Annotated in this window: 19 protein-coding genes and 7 tRNA genes; 3 read left to right on the top strand and 23 right to left on the bottom strand. The window is 54.2% G+C overall.

The window, feature by feature from the left end; genetic code table 11:
* Positions 1–8: 8 nt before the first annotated feature.
* Entirely contained in the window at positions 9–2,591 is a 2,583-nt protein-coding gene (gene leuS / locus WM46_RS11350; protein WP_102602284.1) for a leucine--tRNA ligase, read from the bottom strand.
* Between the two features lie 235 nt (positions 2,592–2,826).
* Here leuS and WM46_RS11345 point away from each other — a divergent pair, with 235 nt between their 5' ends.
* Positions 2,827–3,309: a zinc ribbon-containing protein gene (locus tag WM46_RS11345; protein ID WP_043001417.1), complete on the top strand. Its 483-nt coding sequence runs from the start codon at positions 2,827–2,829 to the stop codon at positions 3,307–3,309.
* Positions 3,310–3,398: 89 nt separating this feature from the next.
* Here the strand turns inward: WM46_RS11345 and rihA are convergent, their stop codons facing one another.
* The 10 genes from rihA to miaB all read right to left on the bottom strand — a co-directional run bounded on the left by rihA (position 3,399) and on the right by miaB (position 13,774).
* Complete coding sequence (gene rihA, locus WM46_RS11340) at positions 3,399–4,334, bottom strand: pyrimidine-specific ribonucleoside hydrolase RihA (protein ID WP_061076827.1); 936 nt, start codon at positions 4,332–4,334, stop codon at positions 3,399–3,401.
* Between the two features lie 116 nt (positions 4,335–4,450).
* Complete coding sequence (gene gltL / locus WM46_RS11335; RefSeq protein ID WP_043001415.1) at positions 4,451–5,176, bottom strand: glutamate/aspartate ABC transporter ATP-binding protein GltL; 726 nt, start codon at positions 5,174–5,176, stop codon at positions 4,451–4,453.
* Complete coding sequence (gene gltK / locus WM46_RS11330) at positions 5,176–5,850, bottom strand: glutamate/aspartate ABC transporter permease GltK (protein ID WP_043001414.1); 675 nt, start codon at positions 5,848–5,850, stop codon at positions 5,176–5,178. The genes gltL and gltK overlap by 1 nt, the downstream gene beginning before the upstream one ends.
* The gene (gene gltJ, locus WM46_RS11325) at positions 5,850–6,590 is read right to left on the bottom strand and encodes a glutamate/aspartate ABC transporter permease GltJ (RefSeq protein WP_061076828.1); all 741 of its coding nucleotides are present in this window, start codon (positions 6,588–6,590) and stop codon (positions 5,850–5,852) included. Before gltJ ends, gltK begins: the two co-directional genes overlap by 1 nt.
* A 163-nt stretch (positions 6,591–6,753) precedes the next feature.
* Positions 6,754–7,662 carry an amino acid ABC transporter substrate-binding protein gene (locus tag WM46_RS11320; protein ID WP_061076829.1) on the bottom strand — a complete coding sequence of 303 codons (909 nt, stop codon included), beginning with the start codon at positions 7,660–7,662 and terminating at the stop codon, positions 6,754–6,756.
* A 427-nt stretch (positions 7,663–8,089) separates the two neighbouring features.
* A complete protein-coding gene (gene lnt, locus WM46_RS11315; RefSeq protein WP_102602283.1) occupies positions 8,090–9,628 on the bottom strand; it encodes an apolipoprotein N-acyltransferase in 1,539 nt (512 codons plus the stop codon).
* Between the two features lie 23 nt (positions 9,629–9,651).
* On the bottom strand, positions 9,652–10,530 hold the full coding sequence (corC, locus tag WM46_RS11310) for a CNNM family magnesium/cobalt transport protein CorC (protein ID WP_061076831.1): 879 nt from the start codon (positions 10,528–10,530) through the stop codon (positions 9,652–9,654).
* 98 nt (positions 10,531–10,628) lie between these two features.
* The gene (gene ybeY, locus WM46_RS11305) at positions 10,629–11,096 is read right to left on the bottom strand and encodes an rRNA maturation RNase YbeY (protein WP_061076832.1); all 468 of its coding nucleotides are present in this window, start codon (positions 11,094–11,096) and stop codon (positions 10,629–10,631) included.
* The gene (locus tag WM46_RS11300) at positions 11,093–12,139 is read right to left on the bottom strand and encodes a PhoH family protein (protein WP_061076833.1); all 1,047 of its coding nucleotides are present in this window, start codon (positions 12,137–12,139) and stop codon (positions 11,093–11,095) included. Before WM46_RS11300 ends, ybeY begins: the two co-directional genes overlap by 4 nt.
* A 210-nt stretch (positions 12,140–12,349) precedes the next feature.
* Complete coding sequence (gene miaB / locus WM46_RS11295; RefSeq protein ID WP_061076834.1) at positions 12,350–13,774, bottom strand: tRNA (N6-isopentenyl adenosine(37)-C2)-methylthiotransferase MiaB; 1,425 nt, start codon at positions 13,772–13,774, stop codon at positions 12,350–12,352.
* 145 nt (positions 13,775–13,919) lie between these two features.
* Here miaB and ubiF point away from each other — a divergent pair, with 145 nt between their 5' ends.
* On the top strand, positions 13,920–15,095 hold the full coding sequence (gene ubiF / locus WM46_RS11290) for a 3-demethoxyubiquinol 3-hydroxylase (protein ID WP_102602282.1): 1,176 nt from the start codon (positions 13,920–13,922) through the stop codon (positions 15,093–15,095).
* Between the two features lie 99 nt (positions 15,096–15,194).
* On the opposite strand, the gene WM46_RS11285 is transcribed toward ubiF, so the two are convergent.
* The 12 genes from WM46_RS11285 to nagB form a co-directional block, all read right to left on the bottom strand.
* Positions 15,195–15,269: transfer RNA gene (locus tag WM46_RS11285), tRNA-Gln, on the bottom strand.
* Positions 15,270–15,352: 83 nt separating this feature from the next.
* A tRNA-Gln gene (locus WM46_RS11280) sits at positions 15,353–15,427 on the bottom strand.
* Positions 15,428–15,474: 47 nt separating this feature from the next.
* Positions 15,475–15,551 (bottom strand) — tRNA-Met (locus WM46_RS11275).
* A gap of 19 nt (positions 15,552–15,570) precedes the next feature.
* Positions 15,571–15,645, bottom strand: a tRNA-Gln gene (locus tag WM46_RS11270).
* Positions 15,646–15,681: 36 nt separating this feature from the next.
* Positions 15,682–15,756 (bottom strand) — tRNA-Gln (locus WM46_RS11265).
* Between the two features lie 23 nt (positions 15,757–15,779).
* A tRNA-Leu gene (locus tag WM46_RS11260) sits at positions 15,780–15,864 on the bottom strand.
* Positions 15,865–15,872: 8 nt separating this feature from the next.
* Positions 15,873–15,949: transfer RNA gene (locus WM46_RS11255), tRNA-Met, on the bottom strand.
* 223 nt (positions 15,950–16,172) lie between these two features.
* Positions 16,173–17,837 carry an asparagine synthase B gene (gene asnB / locus WM46_RS11245; protein ID WP_061076836.1) on the bottom strand — a complete coding sequence of 555 codons (1,665 nt, stop codon included), beginning with the start codon at positions 17,835–17,837 and terminating at the stop codon, positions 16,173–16,175.
* A gap of 254 nt (positions 17,838–18,091) precedes the next feature.
* Positions 18,092–18,844 (bottom strand): ribonucleotide monophosphatase NagD, encoded by a 753-nt coding sequence (gene nagD / locus WM46_RS11235; RefSeq protein ID WP_042320681.1) that lies wholly within the window; start codon positions 18,842–18,844, stop codon positions 18,092–18,094.
* Between the two features lie 46 nt (positions 18,845–18,890).
* Positions 18,891–20,111 (bottom strand): DNA-binding transcriptional regulator NagC, encoded by a 1,221-nt coding sequence (gene nagC / locus WM46_RS11230; RefSeq protein WP_102602280.1) that lies wholly within the window; start codon positions 20,109–20,111, stop codon positions 18,891–18,893.
* 8 nt (positions 20,112–20,119) lie between these two features.
* On the bottom strand, positions 20,120–21,268 hold the full coding sequence (nagA, locus tag WM46_RS11225) for an N-acetylglucosamine-6-phosphate deacetylase (RefSeq protein ID WP_043001403.1): 1,149 nt from the start codon (positions 21,266–21,268) through the stop codon (positions 20,120–20,122).
* 59 nt (positions 21,269–21,327) lie between these two features.
* Positions 21,328–22,128 carry a glucosamine-6-phosphate deaminase gene (nagB, locus tag WM46_RS11220; RefSeq protein WP_043001402.1) on the bottom strand — a complete coding sequence of 267 codons (801 nt, stop codon included), beginning with the start codon at positions 22,126–22,128 and terminating at the stop codon, positions 21,328–21,330.
* 326 nt (positions 22,129–22,454) lie between these two features.
* Between nagB and nagE the strand changes: the two genes are divergently transcribed.
* Complete coding sequence (gene nagE / locus WM46_RS11210; RefSeq protein ID WP_061076838.1) at positions 22,455–24,470, top strand: N-acetylglucosamine-specific PTS transporter subunit IIBC; 2,016 nt, start codon at positions 22,455–22,457, stop codon at positions 24,468–24,470.
* The last annotated feature ends 164 nt before the right edge of the window (positions 24,471–24,634 follow it).

Raw genomic sequence — 24,634 nt, 5'->3', positions numbered from 1 at the left:
TCCCGCGCTTAGCCAACGACCAGATTGAGGAGTTTACCCGGTACGTAAATCACTTTACGCACGGTAACGCCATCAAGATATTTAGCGACCAGATGTTCCTGGCCCGCACGTTCACGAACCTGATCTTCTGTCGCATTCACCGGAACGGTGATTTTACCACGCACCTTGCCGTTAACCTGGACCACGACCAGCGTGGAGTCTTCGACCATTGCGGCGTCGTCCGCGACCGGCCACGGCGCGTTGTCGATGTCGCCTTCGCCTTTCAGCGCCTGCCACAGCGTAAAGCAGACGTGTGGGGTGAACGGGTTAAGCATTCGTACTACCGCCAGCAGCGCTTCCTGCATCAGCGCACGATCCTGCTCGTCATCCTGCGGGGCTTTCGCCAGCTTGTTCATCAGCTCCATCACGGCGGCGATCGCGGTGTTGAAGGTCTGACGGCGGCCGATATCATCGGTCACTTTGGCGATCGTTTTGTGTACATCGCGACGCAGCGCTTTCTGATCTTCCGTCAGCGCGTCAACGTTCAGCGGCGCAACATCGCCACGGGAAGTGTGTTCGTACACCAGTTTCCAGACACGTTTCAGGAAGCGGTTAGCGCCTTCCACGCCGGACTCCTGCCATTCCAGCGTCATATCAGCCGGAGAGGCGAACATCATAAACAGACGCACGGTATCCGCGCCGTAACGTTCAACCATCACCTGCGGGTCGATACCGTTGTTTTTCGACTTGGACATTTTGCTCATGCCGGTATACACCAGCTCATGGCCCGCCGCATCTTTCGCCTTCACGATACGGCCTTTCTCGTCGCGCTCAACGATCGCGTCCACCGGGGAAACCCAGTTACGCTCGCCGTTTTCGCCCACATAGTAGAACGCATCAGCCAGTACCATCCCCTGACACAGCAGCTGTTTTGCTGGCTCGTCAGAGTTCACCATGCCGGCATCGCGCATCAGTTTGTGGAAGAAGCGGAAGTAGAGCAGGTGCATGATGGCGTGTTCGATACCGCCAATGTAAATATCTACCGGCAGCCAGTAGTTTGCCGCGTTGGAATCCAGCATCCCTTCCTGATACTGCGGGCAGGTATAACGCGCATAGTACCAGGATGACTCCATAAAGGTGTCGAAAGTGTCGGTTTCGCGCAGCGCAGGCTGGCCGTTAACCGTGGTTTTCGCCCACTCAGGATCGGCTTTGATCGGACTGGTGATGCCGTCCATCACGACATCTTCCGGCAGGATCACCGGCAGTTGATCTTCCGGCGTTGGCAGTACGGTGCCGTCTTCCAGCGTGACCATCGGGATCGGTGCGCCCCAGTAACGCTGACGGGAAACGCCCCAGTCGCGCAGACGGTAGTTGATCTTACGCTCGCCCACGCCTTTGGCGGCCAGCTTATCGGCAATGGCATTGAAGGCCGCGTCGAAGGCCAGACCGTCAAATTCACCAGAGTTAAACAGGACGCCTTTATCGGTCATCGCCTGTTCGGAAAGATCCGGCTCAGAGCCATCGGCTGCCAGGATAACCGGCTTAATGGTTAAGCCGTATTTGGTGGCAAATTCGTAGTCGCGCTGATCGTGACCCGGTACAGCCATGACTGCGCCGGTGCCGTATTCCATCAGCACAAAGTTAGCCGCCCAGACCGGGATCGCTTCGCCGGTCAGCGGGTGAACCGCTTTGAAGCCGGTATCGACGCCTTTTTTCTCCATGGTCGCCATGTCGGCTTCGGCCACTTTGGTGTTACGGCATTCGTCGATAAAGGCTGCCAGTTCAGGGTTGTTCTCTGCCGCTTTCTGCGCCAGCGGGTGACCGGCGGCAACCGCCAGGTAAGTGGCGCCCATAAAGGTATCCGGGCGGGTCGTGTAAACGGTCAGCGTGTTGTCATAATCGTTCACGTTGAAGGTGATTTCCACGCCTTCAGAACGACCAATCCAGTTGCGCTGCATCGTTTTCACGGTGTCAGGCCAGTGATCCAGTTTATCGAGATCGTTGAGCAGTTCATCGGCATAGGCGGTGATTTTAATAAACCACTGCGGGATCTCTTTACGCTCAACTTTGGTGTCGCAGCGCCAGCAGCAGCCGTCGATAACCTGTTCGTTCGCCAGTACGGTCTGATCGTTCGGGCACCAGTTGACCGCAGAGGTCTTCTTGTAGACCAGACCTTTTTTGTACAGTTCGGTGAAGAATTTCTGCTCCCAGCGATAGTATTCCGGGGTACAGGTCGCCAGCTCACGGCTCCAGTCATAGCCAAAGCCCAGCATTTTGAGCTGGTTCTTCATGTAGGCGATATTGTCGTAGGTCCATGGTGCCGGCGCGGTGTTGTTTTTCACCGCCGCGCCTTCCGCAGGCAGGCCGAATGCGTCCCAGCCGATAGGCTGTAGCACGTTTTTGCCCAGCATGCGCTGATAACGGGCGATCACGTCACCGATGGTGTAGTTACGTACGTGGCCCATGTGTAGTCGACCAGAAGGATAGGGAAGCATAGACAGGCAGTAATACTTCTCTTTGCTCTCGTCTTCGGTAACTTCAAATGTGCGCTTCTCATCCCAGTGAAGCTGTACTTTGGATTCTATCTCTTCCGGGCGGTATTGCTCTTGCATGGCAGCCAGTGGTCCTGTTTTCAATACAGCTACAAACGTAGCTTTCGATGTGGTGTTTCAGATCCGCATAGCATAGCCCAAACGCCCGCGTCAAAACAGCCTTTCGCGCATTCAGGTTCGAATTCACGCAACGGTAATCCTTGCACGAATTTACACACTCTGTGGGCAGTCTTGCAAAGCGCGACCCAAATAACGTCTATTATTATAGACAGTTAACGACCCAGGAGGCGAAACGATGAACAAGGTTGCTCAATACTACCGTGAACTGGTGGCGTCATTAAGTGAACGTCTGCGCAATGGCGAGCGTGATATCGATGCGCTGGTAGAACAGGCGCGGCAGCAGGTTTTGCAGGCCGGGGAGTTAACGCGAACCGAAGTGGACGAACTGACGCGCGCCGTCAGACGCGACCTGGAAGAGTTTGCCATCAGCTATGAGGAGAGTCTGGAAGAGGAGTCCGACAGCGTTTTTATGCGGGTGATAAAAGAGAGCCTGTGGCAGGAACTGGCGGATATCACCGACAAAACGCAGCTCGAATGGCGCGAAGTTTTTCAGGACCTGAGTCATCACGGGGTATATCACAGCGGCGAAGTGGTGGGGTTGGGCAATCTGGTCTGTGAGAAGTGTCATTTTCACCTGGCGGTGTATACGCCGGACGTGTTGCCATTGTGCCCGAAATGCGGACACGACCAGTTCCAGCGCCGACCGTTTGAACCGTAATATAGCCTGATGGCGATGCTGACGCATTTATCAGGCCTACGATGACTTACTCTGTAGGCCGGATAAGCGTCAGCGCCATCCGGCATTGATCACGCATAAAACTTTAGTCGTTCCGCCAGCAGGTCTACAAACCCTTCACGATCCACATCCACCATCACGGTGGCATTCGGCTTATTGCCCGTCAGGAAGTAATAGTCCACCACAGTCATCCCCTGGGTGTATTTCCCCTGCGTTTCCACGCCAACCCAGCGTTCAACGGTGGTAAACAGTTCGGGTTTCAACAGCCAGGCGATGGTGCACGGGTCGTGCAGTGGCGCGCCGGTAAATCCCCATTTCTCGTCTTTATGATACTCAAGGAAGAAGTCGAGTAGTTCAGCAACGATCGTGGAAACCGGGTTACCAATGGCGCGGAAGCGTTCGGTATCTTCGACATGTATTTGCGCTTTATGCGTGACGTCCAGACCGGCCATCACCACCGGAATCCCCGACTGGAAGACGATTTCTGCGGCTTCAGGGTCGACATAGATATTGAATTCGGCGGCAGGCGTCCAGTTGCCCAACCCCATTGCACCGCCCATGATCACGATACGGGCGATTTTGTCACGCAGTTCTGGATGGCTGTTCAGCAACAGCGCGACGTTGGTTTGCGGCCCGGTTGAGACAAGGGTGACTGGTCGCGTGCTCTCGCGCAGCGTCTTTGCCATCAGCTCAACGGCGGTGCATGGCTGCGGCGCAAAGGCGGGTTCCGGTAGCGCCGGGCCATCCAGTCCGCTTTCGCCGTGGACGTTATCGGCAATGATCAGTTCACGCATCAAGGGCTTTGGCGCACCGCCCGCCACCGGAATGTCCGTGCGGTTCAGCAGCGTTAACATTCGCAATACGTTGCGCAGCGTTTTATCGGGGGTCTGGTTACCTGCGGATGAGGTGATGGCTTTAACGTCAAGTTCCGGTGAGGCGAGGGCGAGAACCATTGCGATAGCGTCATCATGACCCGGGTCGCAATCTATGATTATTGGCAGTGCCATTGTTACTCCTTATGAATGCTACTTTGTGGCAAGGGTAACGCCGGGGTGCAAATGATTCGAGGAGCGAGGCAAGAAAGCGTGAGATGGCGCGCACTCTGGCATGCGCGCCAGCAAGATTAATGCAGGATTTTGGCGAGGAAGTCTTTTGCGCGTTCGGATTTCGGGTTAGCAAAGAACTCTTCTTTTGGTGAGTCCTCAACGATTTTCCCTTCGTCCATAAAGATCACCCGGTTCGCCACTTTGCGGGCAAAGCCCATTTCATGGGTTACTACCATCATGGTCATCCCTTCGTTGGCCAGTTCAACCATGACGTCCAGTACTTCGTTGATCATCTCCGGATCGAGTGCGGAGGTAGGTTCATCGAACAGCATCGCGATAGGATCCATACACAGCGCGCGGGCAATCGCCACACGCTGCTGCTGGCCGCCGGAAAGCTGCGCCGGATACTTATTGGCATGCGCGGCAAGGCCTACGCGTTCCAGCAACTTTTGCGCTTTTTCGCGCGCCGGGGCTTTATCACGCTTAAGGACTTTCACCTGCGCCAGGGTCAGGTTTTCGATAATCGACAGATGCGGGAACAGTTCAAAGTGCTGGAACACCATCCCGACGCGTGAACGTAACTTCGCCAGATCGGTTTTTTTGTCGTTGACCATAATGCCGTTCACGGTGATTTCACCTTTTTGCACTGGCTCCAGGCCGTTAACGGTTTTGATCAGCGTGGATTTCCCGGAACCTGACGGGCCGCAGACGACCACCACTTCGCCTTTTTTCACTTCCGTGGAGCAGTCGGTCAGCACCTGAAAGTGACCATACCATTTAGAAACATTTTTCAGGGTAATCATTAAACTGTCCTTTTCTTCAAATAGCTGACCAACAACGACGCGCTCAGGCTGATAACAAAGTAAACGGCACCGGCAAACAGGATCATTTCGACCTGTGTACCATCACGCTCGCCAATCGTAGACGCGGTGCGGAAGAAATCCGCGAGGCTTAAGACGTACACCAGAGACGTATCCTGGAACAGAACGATACCCTGCGTCAGCAGCAGCGGCACCATTGCGCGAAACGCCTGCGGCAAAATGATGAGCTTCATTGACTGCCAGTGGGTCATCCCCAACGCCAGTGCCGCACTTGACTGTCCACGGGAAATACTCTGGATACCCGCGCGGATAATTTCGGAGTAATAGGCGGCTTCAAACATCGAAAATGCGACCATCGCCGAAATCAGGCGAATATCGGTTTTCGGCGACAGCCCCAGTACGTCCTGTAATAGCCCAGGCACAATCAGGTAGAACCACAACAGTACCATCACCAGCGGGATGGAGCGGAAGACGTTAACGTACGCTTTAGCAAACCAGGCGACAGGCGCAAAACTGGAAAGGCGCATAACGGCGAGAATGGTGCCCCAGACAATGCCGATAATCACCGCTGTGACCGTAATTTTCAGCGTAATGAGCAGCCCATCCAGCAGATAGGGCAGGGAAGGGACAATAGAACTCCAGTCGAATTCGTACATTATTTGCCTCCCAGATTGCCAGGCAGGCGGATTTTACGTTCCACCAGACTCATCACCAGCATGATGAAGGCATTAATCAACACGTACGCCAGAGTAATGGCGGTAAACGATTCCCAGGCATGCGCCGAGTAATCCAGCAGCTTACCGGCCTGCGCGGCCATATCGACCAGACCGATGGTGGAGGCGATGGCGGAGTTTTTCACCAGGTTCATCATCTCAGAGGTCATCGGCGGGACGATCACGCGATAGGCGTTAGGCAGCAACACGTAGCGGTAGGCTTGCGGCAGGGTCAGCCCCATCGCCAGCGCCGCGTTTTTTTGGCCGCGCGGCAGTGACTGAATAGCGGCACGAACCTGTTCGCAGACGCGTGCTGCGGTGAACAGCCCCAGACAGAGCATGGACGAAACGAAGAACTGAATATTGGGATCCAGTTCCGCCTTAAACCACATGCCAAGATCTTCTGGCAGCAGTTCAGGCACCACCAGATACCAGGTGAAGAACTGGACGATCAACGGTACGTTACGGAACAGTTCTACATAAAGGGTGCCGATCCCGGAAAGGAAGCGATTCGGGACAGTACGTAAAATGCCAAACAAAGAACCGACCAGGAAGGCAATGATCCAGGCGGTGATGGATAGTGCGACGGTGACCTGGAAACCGCTCCAGAGCCAGCCGAGATAGGTGGTGTTGCCGAATGGGGCTTGTTGTAAAAAAATGCCCCAGTTCCAGTCTATTGACATACATCTACTCCGAAAAAATAAGGGTAGCAGCGCTACCCTCGAAGATTGTTATCCAGCGTACTTCGGTTTTCAGGCCTGATGGGGAACGACCATCAGGCATATAGTCTGTCCGTGCTGTATAGCAATCGAGAGGGCAAGGAGTTCCCGCCCCATTTCGTTCTAGTTAGTTAAGTGCTTTATCATTCGGTTCTTTGAACAGGGCCTGCATTTCGTTCGACAGTTCGAAGTTCATGTTCAGGTTTTTCGGTGGGATCGGATTTTTGAACCACTTATCAAACCATTTCGCGGCTTCGCCTGAGGTCTGCGCCTGGGCGATGGTGTCATCCATCAGCTTTTTGAACTCAGGATCGTTCTTACGCAGCATGCAGCCGTAAGCTTCCTGAGACTGTGGTTTGCCGACGATTTCCCAGTTATCCGGTTTCTTCGCCTTCGCGCGCTCACCGGCCAGCAGGGCATCATCCATCATAAAGGCAACGGCGCGACCGCTTTCCAGGGTACGGAAAGAGTCACCGTGGTCTTTAGCGCTGATGATACGCATATCCATTTTTTGCTCGTCGTTCAGCTTGTGCAGCAGAATTTCAGAGGTGGTGCCTGAGGTCACAACAACCGCTTTGCCTTTCAGATCGCCGAAGTCTTTAATGTCACCGCCTTTCTTCGCCAGCAGACGTGTGCCGACGACAAAGATGGTGTCAGAGAAAGCGGCCTGTTTCTGGCGCTCAAGGTTGTTGGTGGTGGAACCGCACTCAAAGTCGAAAGTGCCGTTTTGCAGCAGCGGGATACGGTTCTGAGAGGTAATCGGGATCAGCTTAACCTGCAGATCGGGCTTGTTCAGTTTCTTCTTCACGGCTTCAACGATGGCGTTGGAGTAATCCTGAGAATAACCCACCACTTTCTGCTGATTGTCGTAATAAGAGAACGGCACGGAGGATTCACGGTGACCGACGACGATAACGCCGTTCTTGGCGATCTTGTCGAGCGTGCTGCCTGCGGCGGGCGCCGCGTCTTCCGCGTGTACCAGACCGGCTGACAGTCCCATCACCAGCATTGCTGTGGCTAGCTTACGTAATTGCATATCCAACTCCTTATCGTCTGCGCCGTCGACGCAGTGATACCTATTGTGAGTGTCTGTGTTGTTATCACCTGCAACTTAAGCGTGCAGTGTTTTACCTGTTTGTTAACATTTAGTCTGGCTTAATGTAAAGATTTTGCTGCGTTATTGTTTATTTTTGCGAAGTGCGCCGCACCGTTTAGAGGCAAAAATCTCTCATTGCACCGTTTCGGTGCTACCGGTGAACTACTTTAGTGCGACTAAGTTGCGCTGAACGCTAAAAACAGGTTTGCCTTTTTTAACAAAGCAATAGGCGTGCCAGAATGGAAGAAGGGGAGGGAGAATGGTAGTTTGTAGGCCTGATAAGCGTAGCGCCATCAGGCACGATGTGGCACAACCGCCGGATGGCGGCGTACCGCCTTATCCGGCCTGGATTTGATGGTGCGCTGTGTTATCTGCGACGTTGACGCAAACTCATTAACACGGCAGCAAAACCAAACAGCGCGGTAATAAGCCACAGCGGCCAGTTGCCCGTGCGGGCGTACGGCGTTAAGCCCGTTGTTGGCGTCACATCGGCGGTCAACACCTGGCGCGTAAATTGCGGGATCATCGCCTGGATCTCGCCCTGCGGGCCAATCACTGCCGTAATACCGTTGTTAGTACTGCGCAACAGCGGCCGCGCCAGCTCAAGCGATCGCATCCGCGCCATCTGGAAATGCTGCCACGGGCCAATCGACTTACCAAACCACGCATCGTTGGAGATGGTCAGCAGATAGTCCGTATCCGGACGGAAGTTATCGCGTACCTGTTCGCCCAGAATGATCTCGTAGCAAATCGCGGCGGTCAGCGCTAAACCGTGCGCATGCAGCTGCGGCTGAACATACGGGCCACGGCTGAACGAGGACATCGGCAGGTCAAAGAACGGCGCTAAGGGGCGCAGAATGGATTCCAGCGGCACAAACTCACCAAACGGCACCAGATGGTTTTTGTTGTAGCGGTTGGTGGAGTCATAGCGGTAAGGATTGTCTTTCCCCAGCGTGATGATGGTGTTGTAGGTGTCGTAGCGGTTCTGCTTGTTCAGTCGCGCATCGACAATACCGGTAATCAGCGAGCTGTTCTTCGAACGCAACAGGTCGTCCATCATGCCCAGAAAGCGCTGTTGGTTGATTTCCAGATCCGGAATGGCGGATTCCGGCCAGATGATCAACTGCGATTTCCCCATTTCGGGCTGCGTCGCATCCAGATAGATCTTGAGCGTATTCATCAACTGGCCTTCGTCCCATTTCAACGACTGCGGGATATCGCCCTGAACCATCGATACGCGGGTGGTTCTTTGCGGTTCCAGCGTGTACCACTGGATATAGCGCAACGGGAAGGGGAGCGCGAAAAGGACGATAGCGACCACCAGCGGACGCCAGTTACGGCTGACCAGCGAGAGAACCAGCAATCCGCTGACCATCATCAGCAGGAAGTTAATGGCGTCGACACCCATTACCGGCGCCAGCCCTTTCAGCGGGCCGTCGATCTGACTGTAGCCAAACTGCAGCCACGGAAATCCGGTCAGCACCCAGCCACGCAGGAATTCGGTTAGCTGCCATACCACCGGCGCAGCAATGGCGACCCGTAACCAGCTGGTTTTCGGCCACAGACGCGCAAGTACGCCAGCAAACAGCCCGGTATACAGTGAAAGGTATGCCGCGAGCAGCACGACAAGGAAGACGTTGATCGGGCCTGGCATCCCGCCAAACTGCGCAATGCTGACGTAAACCCAGTTGATCCCCGTCCCGAAGAGTCCCAGTCCCCAGAAATAGCCGATAGCGGCTGACTGACGCGGGCGACGATTCAGGGTTAATGCCTGCAAACCCATCAGCGACACAATCGCAGCGGGCCAGATGTCATAAGGAGAAAAAGCCAGCGTACCGCAGGCACCGAATAATAACGCCAGCAGCAGGCGAATGCGCTGGCGTTCAATTAATGAGGCAAAAGCCATTGAGTTCTTCTTCCCGTTCGGTTTTATTCGTCCAGTTTTGGCTGGGGGGAGTCATCCGGAATTCTGACGTGAACCTGAATAATACGACGGCTGTCGGCCATTGCCACTTTGAACTGGTAACCATCGATATCAATGGTTTCACCCCGTGCGGGCAGGTGACCAAACGCCTGCATCACCAGACCCCCAATGGTATCGACCTCTTCGTCGCTAAAGCTGGTGCCGAAGGCGTCATTGAAGTCTTCGATCGGCGCAAGCGCGCGAATGGTCCAGGTGTGGCGACTGAGCTGACGGAAGTCGATATCATCTTCTTCGTCGTATTCATCTTCGATTTCACCGACGATCAGTTCGAGGATGTCTTCAATGGTCACCAGACCGGAGACACCGCCGAATTCGTCGATGACGATAGCCATATGGTAACGCTGAGAGCGAAACTCTTTGAGCATACGGTCAACGCGTTTGCTCTCCGGGACGACAACGGCCTGACGTAACACTTTCTCCATGCTGAAGGCCTCGGCATCGCTGCGCATAAACGGCAGCAAATCCTTGGCCATCAGAATCCCTTCAATGTGATCTTTGTCTTCGCTGATCACCGGAAAACGCGAGTGGGCGGACTCGATGATGACATCGAGGCATTCATCCAGCGTCTGGTTGCGTTTCAGGGTAATCATCTGGGAGCGGGGGATCATGATGTCGCGAACGCGCTGGTCCGCAATGTCCATCACCCCTTCGAGCATGTCGCGCGTATCCTCATCGATAAGCTCGTTCTGCCCGGAATCACGGATCAGCGCCAGCAGTTCATCACGGTTTTTCGGTTCACCGTGGAAAAGTTGGCTCAGTAACAGGGAAAAAAATCCCTTCTTGCTGCTTAACGTGTCACTACTGTGTGAATTGTCGTCGCTCATGGCGTCGTATGGGTTCTCTTGTTAGTTAATCTTTTGCTCAATGCGCGCAAACTCAGCGCATGGCATCACCGGAAACCACCGGGCATTCGCCCGGTCGCTTATTCCTTCTCGGCAATGTACGGATCCTCATAGCCCAGAGCAAGCATAATCTCTGTCTCGAGGGCTTCCATCTCTTCTGCCTCGTCATCTTCGATATGATCGTAGCCCAGCAAATGCAGGCTGCCGTGGACGACCATGTGCGCCCAGTGGGCATCCAGCGGCTTACCTTGCTCCTGCGCTTCCTGTTCAACGACCTGACGGCAGATGATCAAGTCGCCAAGCAGCGGCAACTCAATACCTGGTGGGGCTTCAAACGGGAAGGAGAGCACATTGGTCGGCTTGTCTTTCCCGCGCCAGGTCAGATTGAGGTCGTGGCTTTCGGCCTCATCCACCACGCGAATCGTCACTTCTGATTCTTCCTGAAATTGCGGGATAACCGCATTCAACCAGGTCTGAAACTGGCTCTCTTCTGGCAAACCGCTGTTGTTCTCACACGCCAGTTGCAAATCAAGGATCACCTGACTCATTTCTGTTCCTGTTCCTGAGCTTCACGCTTGCGCTCGGCAGCCTGCTCGGCTTTACGTTTTTGTTCGGCTTCTTCCCATGCTTCATAGGCGTTAACGATACGGGCAACCACCGGGTGGCGCACGACGTCTTCGCTGTGGAAGAAGTTAAAGCTGATCTCGTCGACCTCTGCCAGCACCTCAACGGCATGGCGCAGACCAGACTTGATGTTACGCGGCAGGTCAATCTGTGTGACGTCACCGGTAATCACCGCCTTCGAGTTAAAGCCGATACGGGTCAGGAACATCTTCATCTGTTCGATGGTGGTGTTCTGGCTCTCATCAAGAATGATAAAGGCATCGTTCAGCGTACGTCCGCGCATATAGGCCAGCGGAGCCACTTCGATCACGTTGCGTTCAATCAGCTTTTCAACTTTCTCGAAGCCGAGCATTTCGAACAGGGCGTCATACAGCGGGCGCAGGTACGGGTCAACCTTCTGGCTCAAATCGCCTGGCAGGAAGCCCAGTTTTTCCCCGGCTTCAACCGCCGGACGAGTCAGCAGAATACGGCGGATTTCCTGACGCTCAAGGGCATCCACGGCGGCGGCAACGGCGAGGTAGGTTTTCCCTGTACCGGCAGGACCGACGCCGAAGGTGATGTCATGGTCGAGAATGTTGGCGATGTACTGCGCCTGGTTAGGCGTACGCGGTTTAATCACGCCACGCTTGGTTTTGATATTGACCGCTTTACCGTACTCGGGAACGCTCTCGGCGCTCTGCTCAAGCACACGCGCTTCTTTAATCGCAAGATGGATTTGCTCCGGTTCGATATCCTGCGTCTGGCCGCGCATCGGCGCAGTATCGACATACAGGCTGCGCAGGATATCTGCCGCAGCGGTGACGCAAATCGAGCGACCGGTCAGTTTAAAATGGTTGTCACGGCGGTTAATCTCGATGCCGAGACGGCGTTCCAGCTGTTTAATGTTGTCATCAAACGGGCCGCAAAGGCTCAGCAGGCGGGCGTTGTCTGCAGGCTCAAGGGTAATTTCGCGAGTGTCTGTGTTCAAACTGTTCCTCTTATGCATAGGGAGCCGGAAGATGAACATTCACCGGCCTGTCAGGAAATTATTCACGCCACGGGGGAAAGGCGCAAGCACTGGAATAAAGATGGGGGCGTAGAGAGGAAATACAAGAGCCTTATCGGGCCTATGAAGCGTCGTGCTCCAGTAGGCCCGATAAGCGTAGCGCCATCGGGCATTTTGACGCTTTCAGCAGAATTAAGGCTGCCAGAACCCGACGCCAATCTCGTTCTCTTTACGGGTTCGCGCAATCACCGATTCCGGGGTTTCTGCAATGCGCAAACCCATTTCGTCTTCGGTGCGCACCACTTTCCCGCGCAGTGAGTTGGTCCAGACATCGGTAATTTCCACATCGACAAATTTACCGATCATCTCCGGCGCGCCTTCGAAGTTCACCACGCGGTTATTTTCGGTACGACCAGACAGTTCCATGATGCTCTTACGCGACGTTCCTTCCACCAGAATGCGCTGAACGGTGCCGAGCATACGACGACTCCAGGCCATCGCCTGCTGGTTAATGCGATCCTGCAGAATATACAGACGCTGTTTCTTCTCTTCTTCCGGCACGTCATCGACCATATCGGCGGCCGGCGTTCCCGGACGTGCAGAGAAGATAAAGCTGTAGCTCATATCGAAATTAACGTCAGCAATCAGCTTCATGGTCTGCTCGAAGTCCTGGGTGGTTTCACCCGGGAAGCCGACGATGAAATCGGAGCTTATCTGAATGTCCGGACGTGCCGCACGCAGCTTGCGAATGATCGCTTTATATTCCAGCGCCGTGTGGGTCCGTCCCATCAGATTCAGCACGCGATCCGAACCGCTCTGTACCGGCAGGTGCAGGAAGCTCACCAGTTCCGGCGTGTCGCGATAGACATCGATAATGTCGTCGGTGAACTCGATCGGATGGCTGGTGGTGAAGCGGATGCGGTCGATACCGTCAATGGCGGCAACCAGACGCAGCAGGTCGGCGAACGAACCGGTGGTACCGTCATAGTTTTGTCCGCGCCAGGCGTTGACGTTCTGGCCAAGCAGATTGACTTCACGTACGCCCTGAGCGGCAAGCTGGGCGATTTCAAACAGGATATCATCCGATGGGCGGCTGACTTCTTCACCGCGGGTGTAAGGCACCACGCAGTAAGTACAATATTTGTTGCAGCCTTCCATAATAGAGACAAACGCGGTCGGACCTTCCGCGCGCGGTTCAGGCAGGCGGTCAAACTTCTCGATCTCCGGGAAGCTAATGTCGACAACCGGGCTACGGTTGCCGCGAACGGAGTTAATCATCTCCGGCAGGCGATGCAGCGTCTGCGGCCCGAAGATAATGTCGACATAGTGCGCGCGTTGGCGGATATGATCGCCTTCCTGAGACGCCACACAACCGCCGACACCGATGATCAGATCGGGATTCTTCTCTTTTAAGAGCTTCCAGCGGCCCAACTGATGGAAGACTTTTTCCTGAGCCTTCTCGCGGATTGAGCAGGTATTCAGCAGCAGCACATCCGCTTCTTCCGCCACATCGGTCAGTTGATACCCGTGAGTGGCATCCAGCAGATCGGCCATCTTCGATGAATCGTATTCGTTCATCTGACAGCCCCAGGTTTTAATATGGAGTTTTTTGGTCATCGACTTGCTCTTGCGAAATAGTGGCTGAATTGCAGGGCGCATAGTGTAATGCTTTGCTGCCCTGGTGACCAGTATGACCGTTATCAGCCTCAAGGGGTAAAAAATCCTGTAAACTTGTCTTATTCATGCAACAGGATGATTGACCATGACAAATCAACCAACGGATATTGCCATTGTCGGCGGGGGAATGGTCGGTGGCGCGCTGGCGCTGGGGCTGGCACAACACGGCTTCACGGTAACGGTGATTGAACACGCCGTGCCTGCGCCGTTTGTTGCGGACAGCCAGCCGGACGTGCGTATTTCGGCGATCAGCGCCGCCTCGGTTTCACTGCTGAAGGGACTTGGCGTCTGGGATGCCGTACAGGGGATGCGCAGTCATCCCTATCGTCGACTGGAAACCTGGGAGTGGGAAAACGCGCATGTGGTGTTTGACGCCAGCGAACTGAAGCTGCCGCTGCTCGGGTATATGGTTGAAAACAACGTTCTGCAACAGGCGCTCTGGCAGGCGCTGGAAGCGCATCCGAAAGTGACGCTGCGGGTTCCGGCTTCGCTGATTGCGCTGCATCGTCATAACGAACGTCATGAGCTGGAGCTGGCAGGTGGCGAACGAATCACCGCAAAACTGGTGATTGGCGCGGATGGAGCAAATTCGCAGGTGCGGCAGATGGCCGGCATTGGCATTCACGCCTGGCAGTATGCGCAATCCTGCATGCTGATTACCGTACAGTGCGAGAATGATCCCGGTGACAGCACCTGGCAACAGTTTACGCCGGATGGCCCGCGCGCGTTTCTGCCGCTGTTCGATAACTGGGCATCGCTGGTGTGGTATGACGCTCCGGCGCGGATCCGTCAGTTGCAGGGGCTCAGTATGTCGCAGCTTCAGACGGAGATCGCGAAGCATTTCCCGGCGCGTCTGGGACAGGTGATGCCGGTCGCGGCAGGCGCGTTTCCGCTGGCGCGCCGCCATGCCCTGCAATATGTGCAGCCGGGGCTGGCGTTGGTTGGCGATGCGGCGCACACCATTCATCCGCTGGCCGGGCAGGGGGTAAACCTGGGTTATCGCGATGTGGATGCGCTCATCGATGTGCTGGTGAATGCCCGCAGCTATGGCGAGTCCTGGGCGAGTCAGCCGGTTCTGAAACGCTACCAGACCCGGCGCATGGCGGATAATTTCATCATGCAAAGCGGGATGGATCTGTTCTACGCCGGATTCAGTAATGACCTGCAGCCGCTGAGGATTATTCGTAACCTTGGGCTAATGGCGGCAGAACGCGCTGGCGTGTTAAAACGTCAGGCGCTGAAATACGCATTAGGGTTGTAGTGCTAATGAATGCCTGATGGCGCGATGCTTATCAGGCTTACTCGCCAGTCGGGTAAATAACAGAAAGCAAAAAGCTCGCCGAAGCGAGCTTTTCTAATGTGGCTGGGGTACGAGGATTCGAACCTCGGAATGCCGGAATCAGAATCCGGTGCCTTACCGCTTGGCGATACCCCAATGGTATGTCGGTTATCTCGTGCCGGACTCAGCCCGGAGATACCCCAACAGGGTGCATTCACATCGTGAACGTCTTTCAAATTTGGCTGGGGTACGAGGATTCGAACCTCGGAATGCCGGAATCAGAATCCGGTGCCTTACCGCTTGGCGATACCCCAACAAATTGTTTTTGAACCCGTTTAAAGAAACTAACGTGTTCTGAATATGGTGGCTACGACGGGATTCGAACCTGTGACCCCATCATTATGAGTGATGTGCTCTAACCAACTGAGCTACGTAGCCAGATACGGTATTTCTTCGATGGCTGGGGTACCTGGATTCGAACCAGGGAATGCCGGTATCAAAAACCGGTGCCTTACCGCTTGGCGATACCCCAATGACCGTCGCGGTAATCCGCAAACTCGAAGAAATATGGCTGGGGTACCTGGATTCGAACCAGGGAATGCCGGTATCAAAAACCGGTGCCTTACCGCTTGGCGATACCCCATCCGTGCAACGCTTTTATGGGAATGGTGCGGGAGGCGAGACTTGAACTCGCACACCTTGCGGCGCCAGAACCTAAATCTGGTGCGTCTACCAATTTCGCCACTCCCGCAAAAAAGATGGTGGCTACGACGGGATTCGAACCTGTGACCCCATCATTATGAGTGATGTGCTCTAACCAACTGAGCTACGTAGCCATCTTTTTTCGCGCTTACCTTATCGGCGTTGCGGGGCGCATTATGCGTATTGAGCCTTGAAGCGTCAACCCCTTTTTCATCGAAAACGCCCGGAATGTGACTGTTTGGTTAGGTTGCGAACAGCGTGGCGCAATATTCGGCAATTATTGGTTATTAATCGCTTTCTGAACCGTTTTTCCGGATCAAAAAAGGGCCCCGAAAGGCCCTTTTTCATCAGTGTGGCTTATTGATAAGCGGACTGGTGAACACCCACTGCGCGACCGGATGGATCGTTCATGGTTTTGAACGCTTCGTCCCATTCGATCGCTTTAGCAGAAGAGCAGGCGACGGACGGGCCACCCGGCACACATTCTGCGGCGCTTGGCACCGGGAACAGCTCTTCGAAGATCTCGCGGTACAGATACGCTTCTTTTGAAGACGGCGTGTTGTACGGGAAGCGGAAGCGGGCGGTTTCCAGTTGCTGATCGGAAACTTGCTGAGCGGCCACCTCTTTCAGGGTATCGATCCAGCTGTAACCCACACCGTCGGAGAACTGCTCTTTCTGACGCCATGCGACGCTTGCCGGCAGATAGGATTCGAAACATTCGCGGAGGATATGTTTTTCCATCTTGCCGTTGCCGCACATTTTATCTTCCGGGTTGATGCGCATTGCCACGTCGAGGAATTTTTTATCCAGGAACGGGACGCGTGCTTCCACACCCCAGGCCGACATCGCCTTGTTGGCGCGGGCGCAGTCAAACATGTGCAGCGCCTGTAGCTTGCGTACGGTCTCTTCGTGCAGTTCTTTGGCGTCTGGCGCCTTATGGAAATAGAGGTAGCCGCCGAACACTTCATCCGACCCTTCGCCAGACAGCACCATTTTGATGCCCATCGCCTTGATCTTACGCGACATTAAGTACATCGGCGTGGAGGCGCGAATGGTGGTAACGTCGTAGGTTTCGATGTGATAAATCACGTCGCGGATCGCGTCCAGCCCTTCCTGTACGGTAAAGTGAATTTCATGGTGTACGGTCCCCAGATGGTTCGCCACTTCCTGCGCGGCTTTCAGATCCGGAGAACCTTCCAGACCGACGGCGAAGGAGTGGAGTTGCGGCCACCAGGCTTCAGAACGTTCGTCATCTTCGACACGACGGGCGGCGAATTTTTTGGTGATCGCCGAGATGACGGAAGAGTCCAGGCCGCCAGAGAGCAGTACGCCGTAAGGCACATCAGACATCAGGTGGCTTTTGACGGAATCTTCCAGCGCCTGACGCAGTTCGTTTTTGTCGGTAACATTATCTTTTACCGCGTCAAAATCGAACCAGTCACGCTGATAGTACTGACGGATTTCACCGTCTTTGCTCCACAGATAGCTTCCCGCCGGGAACTCTTTAATGGTGCGACAAACCGGCACCAGCGCTTTCATTTCTGACGCCACATACAGGTTGCCGAATTCGTCGTAGCCCATATACAACGGGATAATGCCGATGTGGTCGCGGCCAATCAAATATGCATCCTGCTCGCTGTCATACAGCGCGAAGGCAAACATCCCTTGCAGGTCGTCGAGAAATTCCACCCCTTTTTCCTGATACAGCGCGAGGATCACTTCGCAGTCAGAACCGGTCTGGAACGCGTAGCGATCGCCATATTCTGCACGTAGCGCCTGGTGGTTGTAGATTTCACCGTTGACGGCCAGCACGTGGGTTTTCTTTTCGTTATACAGCGGCTGCGCGCCAGCGTTGACGTCGACAATCGACAGACGTTCATGGGCCAGAATGGCCTTATCGCAGGCATAAATACCGGACCAGTCCGGGCCGCGGTGGCGCATCAGGCGTGACAGCTCAAGCGCTTTTTTACGCAGTTCACCTGCATCTGACTTAATATCGAATACGCCGAAAATTGAACACATAACCTTCTCCGTTAACCTGTTGCGTAATGCTTTTTGTGTTTGCTTGCTAAAGAAAATGCCGCAAAGAAACAAGAGGCGCAAGGGGTTTGCGGTCCGAAAAAGAAAAAACGCAATGGTGATTGTCGATTAGTGAAAAAAGATTACGTATTGAGCATATTCATTGATGGATTATCAGTTTTTTGCCGTTTTTGTTGAATGCTGTTATTTTTTCAGGCAGCGAAAATGAAAAACCACGTCCTGGGACGTGGTCTGGGTTAAATAACGTCGATTTCGGCGACGGAGGGATAAATCCAGCTTGGGCGGAACGGCATACTGTCGATGTCATCCAGCGTGGAAACGCCGGAAAGCACCAGAATGGTTTCGAGCCCCGCCTGGAAGCCGGCGAGAATATCGGTGCGCAGGTTATCGCCGACGATCACCGTCTCTTCCGAGTGCGCCTGCATTTTGTTTAATGCCGCACGGATAATCCACGGACTCGGTTTGCCGACGTAGAACGGTTTACGACCGGAGATTTTTTCGATACCAGCACAGAGCGCGCCACAGGCCGGATAAAACCCGCGGCCGTGGGTGTCCGGGTTGGTAGCGATAAAGCGTGCGCCGTTTGCCACAAAGTAAGCCGCTTTGTGCATCATGTCCCAGTTGTAGGAACGGGTCTCGCCAACGATAACGAAATCCGGGTTTACATCGGTAATGGTGAAACCGGCTTTATACAATTCGTGGATCAGTGCGCCTTCGCCGACAACATATGCCTTTTTCCCTTCCTGACGACGCAGGAAATCGGCGGTTGCCATTGCCGAGGTATAAAACACGCTGTCCGGCACATTGACACCAGCCGTCGCGAAACGGTTCGCCAGATCCTGGCCGGTCTGCGACGGGTAATTGGTCAACAGCACCAGCGGCAGGCCTTTTTCCATTACGCCAGTCAAAAATTCCGCCGCACCCGGTACGGCAACGTTGTCGTGCATCAGCACGCCGTCGATATCACAAATGACATTCTTAATGGTCATGAACTACCCAGGAGATGTGTTAATAATCCGATACTATAAGAGCGCATCAGTTTTCCAGCAAATGCTGGAGCAAAATACCGTTGAGCATAGCGCGTTTTACCAGCGCAAACGCACCGATGGCCGAGCGGTGATCCAGCGTGGAACGCACCACCGGTAAATTCGTGCGAAACGCCTTCAGCGCCTGCGTATTAATGCAGCTTTCAATGGCGGGTAACAGCACTTTATCGGCTTCGGTGATCTCACCGGCAATCACGACTTTTTGCGGATTAAACAGGTTGATGGCGATCGCAATGGTTTTGCCCAGATGACGCCCGACGTGCTCGATCACCTCAGAAGCCAGGCTGTCGCCCTTATTTGCTGCCTTGCAGATGGTTTTGATTGTGCAGTCTTCCAGCGGAACGCGGCTCTGGTAGCCTTGCTTGAGCAGATTGAGGACGCGATGTTCAATCGCCGCGTTCGCGGCAATGGTTTCCAGACAGCCAAAGTTGCCGCAGTGGCAGCGCTCGCCGAGTGGTTCAACCTGGATGTGACCAATCTCGCCAACGTTGCCGTTACGACCAATAAAAATTCGCCCGTTAGAGATGATTCCGGCGCCCGTTCCGCGGTGGACGCGCACCAGAATGGAGTCTTCGCAATCCTGGCTTGCACCAAAGTAGTGCTCTGCCAGCGCCAGACTGCGGATATCGTGGCCAACAAAACAGGTGACGAGGAACCGTTTTTCCAGCGCCTCAACCAGTCCCCAGTTCTCCACTTGAATATGCGGCATATAGTGGATCTTGCCGCTTTCCGGATCGACAAGCCCCGGCAGGATCACGGAAATGGCGATGAGCTCACGGATTTTGCGCTGATTGCTGTCAATAAAAGCGGTAATAGCGTTGAGCAGCGCGTGTTCCAGCGTTTCCTGCGTGCGTTCGGGCAGAGGATAGTGTTCTTCCGCCAGCACTTTGCTGCTCAGGTCAAACAGGTTGATGGTTGCGTCGTGGCGGCCAAGACGCACGCCAATGGCGTGAAAACTGCGGGTTTCGGTGACGATAGAGATAGCGCGGCGGCCTCCGGTGGAGGCCTGCTGATCAACTTCTTTGATCAGTCCGCGTTCAATCAGTTGACGCGTAATTTTGGTTACGCTGGCGGGGGCAAGCTGGCTTTGCTCGGCAATCTGGATCCGCGAGATTGGCCCATGCTGGTCAATCAGGCGGTAAACGGCCGCGCTGTTAAGCTGTTTTACGAGATCAACATTACCTATTTGAGCTTGTCCGCCTGGTGTCATACTTTCTCTTACTCAGTAACGACCTCGTTACCATTAACGATGGTCTTGATGATTTTAAAGTCGTGTGTGAAAGCGGTGAGGTTCGCCACTTTACCCGCCGCGATGCTGCCGAGGTGTTTCTCAACACCAATGGCGCGCGCAGGGTAGAGGGTCGCCATGCGCAGCACTTCGTCGAGTGCAATGCCGCAATGTTCAACCAGGTTACGCACGCCTTCAATCATGGTTAATGATGAACCGCTCAGCGTCCCGTTCTCATCTACACAAAGTCCATTGCGGTAGTATATTGTTTTACCAGCAAAAATGAACTGTTCAATATTTGCCCCTGCGGGTGCGGTCGCATCCGTCACCAGGCACAGTTTGTCGCCTTTCAGCCGTTTAGCGTTGCGGATGTTGGCATAATCGACGTGCAGGCCGTCGGCAATCACGCCGCAATAGATATCAGCTTCATCCAGAATCGCACCTGCCAGGCCCGGTTCGCGTCCGGTGATATAAGGCATCGCGTTGAACAAATGTGTGGCGAAGGTGATACCTGCGCGGAATCCGGCTTTCGCTTCTTTCAGCGTGGCGTTTGAGTGACCGGCAGAAACCACAATCCCGGCGTTCGCCAGCTTGCTGATCACTTCCGCAGGGACCATTTCCGGCGCCAGCGTCACTTTGGTGATTACGTCGGCATTATCGCACAGGAAATCAACCAGCGCAGCGTCAGGCTGACGGACAAAGCTCGGATTGTGCGTCCCTTTTTTCACCAGGTTCAGCCATGGGCCTTCCAGGTGCAGACCCAGCGCCTGATTCGGATGTTTCGCCAGGTATTCACGCATCACGCGAATGCCTTGCTTCATGAGATCGTCACTGGTGGTAATCAGTGTCGGCAGGTAGTTGGTGCAGCCCGATTTCTCGTTGGCTTTCTGCATGATCTCCAGCGTTTCAACGGTGACGGCTTCTGCCGTGTCGTTAAACTGCACGCCGCCGCAGCCGTTGAGCTGGACATCGATAAAGCCGGGGGAAAGAATGGCCCCGTTCACTGAACGTTGTTCGATCTCTGGCGGCAGTTCTGCCACAGGACAAACGCGGTCAATCAGGCCATTGGCGACAACAATCGCATGGTCATCAAGAATTTCGTGACCGGTGAAGATCCGGCCCTGGGTTAAAGCATACATTCCGACCCCCGATTTCAAAAAATATGCCGCCCTGAACATAAAACAGGGCGGAGACTACATTACAGACCTTTGATATTTTCGGCTTCTAACTCGTTGAAATATTTCAGTGTCTTAACTTTCAGTTCCATTGTGGACGGCTCATCGCACACCACAACCGCTTTCGGATGCAGTTGCAGACAGCTGATGGTCCACATGTGGTTCACATTGCCTTCTACCGCAGCCTGCAGTGCCTGCGCTTTCTGCGAACCCAGCACCAGAATCATCACTTCTTCAGCGTCCAGCAGGGTACCCACGCCAACGGTCAGCGCGTACTTCGGTACCTGATCCACGTCGCCGTCAAAGAAACGGGAGTTTGCCACACGGGTGTCATGCGTCAGGGTTTTGATACGGGTACGAGAAGCCAGCGACGAAGCCGGTTCATTAAAGGCGATATGACCATCATTACCGACACCACCCATGAACAGGTGGATTTTACCGTAGGAACGGATCTTTTCTTCATACTGACGGCATTCGGCGTCGATGTCCGGCGCGTTGCCGTTGAGCAGGTTGATGTTTTCTGCTGGAATATCAACATGGTCAAAGAAATTGCGATGCATAAAGCTGTAGTAGCTTTCCGGATGCTCTTTTGGCAAGCCGACATATTCGTCCATATTGAACGTCACGACGTGTTTGAAGCTAACCTGGCCCGCTTTGTGCATTTCGACTAAGGCTTTATACGCTGTCAGCGGCGTGCCGCCTGTCGGCAGACCCAGCACAAACGGACGATCGGCTGTCGGTTTGAACGCATTGATGCGATTAACGATATGGCGTGCAGCCCATTTGCCGACCTGTTCAGCGGAAGTCAGGGGAATCAGTCTCATTCTTCACCTCAGAAAGTAAATGTAAGCCGTTGACGGATTGTGCATAGGTGCATGGTAAAGCGTAACCTGGCATGCATCAGTTGGATCAATCTGTCTTGATTTTTTGAATGATAAAATAAGTTTTCCCACATAGCCAGTAAAAGGGAGTGAATATAACGATATTTGGTGACTAAACTCACAAAAAACACGCTTTTAATTTGCGGTACGAATTAAATTTTTACACACTCACAATGCCAGTAAAGCAACAACTGAATTTCAATAAGTTAGTGACAAAATAAAAACACAGCTTAAAGCGAGCCTTAACGGGGTCTCAAAGGGGGAAGAAAGTGAGTATTCTAGGTTATCTGCAAAAGGTAGGCCGTGCGCTAATGGTGCCGGTCGCCACGCTGCCTGCGGCGGCAATATTGATGGGGGTCGGCTATTGGATCGACCCGGTAGGTTGGGGTGGAGACAACGCCCTTGCGGCGTTCTTCATTAAGTCCGGTTCCGCCATTATCGATAACATGTCCGTACTGTTTGCTATCGGTGTGGCTTACGGTATGTCTAAAGATAAAGACGGTGCTGCGGCGCTGACCGGTTTTGTGGGCTTCCTGGTGCTGACCACGCTCTGTTCTCCGGCTGCGGTTTCTATGATTCAGAAGATCCCTGCTGACCAGGTTCCTGCCGCTTTCGGTAAGATCAGCAACCAGTTCGTGGGTATCCTTGTCGGTATTATCTCCGCTGAACTGTACAACCGCTTTAGCAGCGTCGAACTGCCGAAAGCGCTTTCCTTCTTCAGCGGTCGCCGTCTGGTGCCGATCCTCACCTCTTTTGTGATGATCATTGTGGCGTTCATCATGATGTACATCTGGCCGGTGATTTTCGACGGTCTGGTTAACTTCGGTGAACACATTCAAAAACTGGGCTCAACCGGTGCGGGTATCTACGCCTTCTTTAACCGTCTGTTGATTCCGGTGGGTCTGCATCACGCGCTGAACTCCGTATTCTGGTTCGACGTTGCGGGCATTAACGACATTCCTAACTTCCTCGGCGGCGCCCAGTCTATTGAATCGGGTAAAGCGGTTGTCGGGATTACCGGTCGTTATCAGGCGGGCTTCTTCCCAATCATGATGTTTGGTCTGCCGGGTGCGGCGCTGGCTATCTACCACTGCGCGCGTCCTGAGAACAAGGCGAAAGTGCTGGGTATCATGATGGCCGGTGCGTTTGCGGCATTCTTTACCGGTATCACTGAACCGCTGGAATTCTCCTTCATGTTCGTTGCGCCGGTTCTGTATGTGATTCACGCCGTCCTGACCGGGATCTCCGTATTCATCGCGGCGAGCATGCATTGGATTGCCGGCTTCGGCTTCAGTGCGGGTCTGGTGGATATGGTGCTTTCTTCCCGTAACCCGCTGGCGACCCAGTGGTGGATGCTGATCCCGCAGGGTCTGGTGTTCTTTGCCATCTACTACGTGGTGTTCCGTTTCGTTATCACCAAATTCAACCTGATGACTCCGGGTCGTGAACTGGCCGTGGCTGGCAGCGAAGCGGATGGTCAGGACCTCAATGTGAGCAGCGATAAAGAGCAGGACGTTTCTGCCCTGGCGCGTCAGTACATCGCCGCCATCGGCGGTTCTGATAACCTCACCGGTATTGACGCCTGCATCACCCGTCTGCGCCTGAGCGTAAAAGACTCGTCGCTGGTGAATGAAGGCCTGGCGAAACGCCTGGGGGCTTCTGGTGTGATTCGTCTGAACAAAACCAGCGTGCAGATTATCGTCGGCTTCGTGGCTGAGAAAATCGCCAACGCAATGAAAACAACCGGTCCGGTTGCGGCGGCTGAAGCCTCTGCAGCGCCTGCTGCCCAGACGACGGCAAAACCGCAGGCTGTACCGAATGCGGTGACCATTGCTGAACTGGTATCGCCAGTGACCGGTGATGTGGTTGCGCTGGATCAGGTGCCTGACGAAGCGTTCGCCAGCAAAGCGGTCGGTGATGGTGTTGCGGTAAAACCAACGGATAAAACCGTGGTTTCTCCGGCAGCGGGCACCATCGTGAAAATCTTCAACACCAATCATGCGTTCTGCCTGGAAACCGAGAAAGGCGCGGAAATCGTTGTCCACATGGGTATCGATACCGTCGCGCTGAACGGACAGGGCTTCAAACGTCTGGTAGAAGAGGGCGCGGAAGTGACAGCGGGTCAGCCGATTCTGGAAATGGATCTGGATTACCTGAACGCGAACGCGCGCTCGATGATCAGTCCGGTGGTGTGCAGCAACATCGACGACTTCAGCGGCCTGGTGATTAAAGCCGACGGTCACGTGGTTGCCGGTCAAACGCCACTGTATGAAATTAAAGGGTAGGCCGGGTAAGGCATAAGACGCCATCCGGTAACATGAAGCGGCGGGGGAAACCTCCGCCGCTTTTTTTTGCAGCAAATTCCCGCCTATTTTTCTTCAACGCCACTTTTTCAGTAACTAAAGGTTGTCAGTCAGTCCGGCTTATAAGATCATATGCCGTTATACGT

It is taken from the genome of Citrobacter freundii complex sp. CFNIH2 (assembly GCF_002880615.1).
GTDB lineage: Bacteria > Pseudomonadota > Gammaproteobacteria > Enterobacterales > Enterobacteriaceae > Citrobacter_A > Citrobacter_A amalonaticus_F.
The sequence above is the reverse complement of the archived record's forward strand: the minus strand, read 5'-3'. Positions and strand labels throughout refer to the sequence as shown.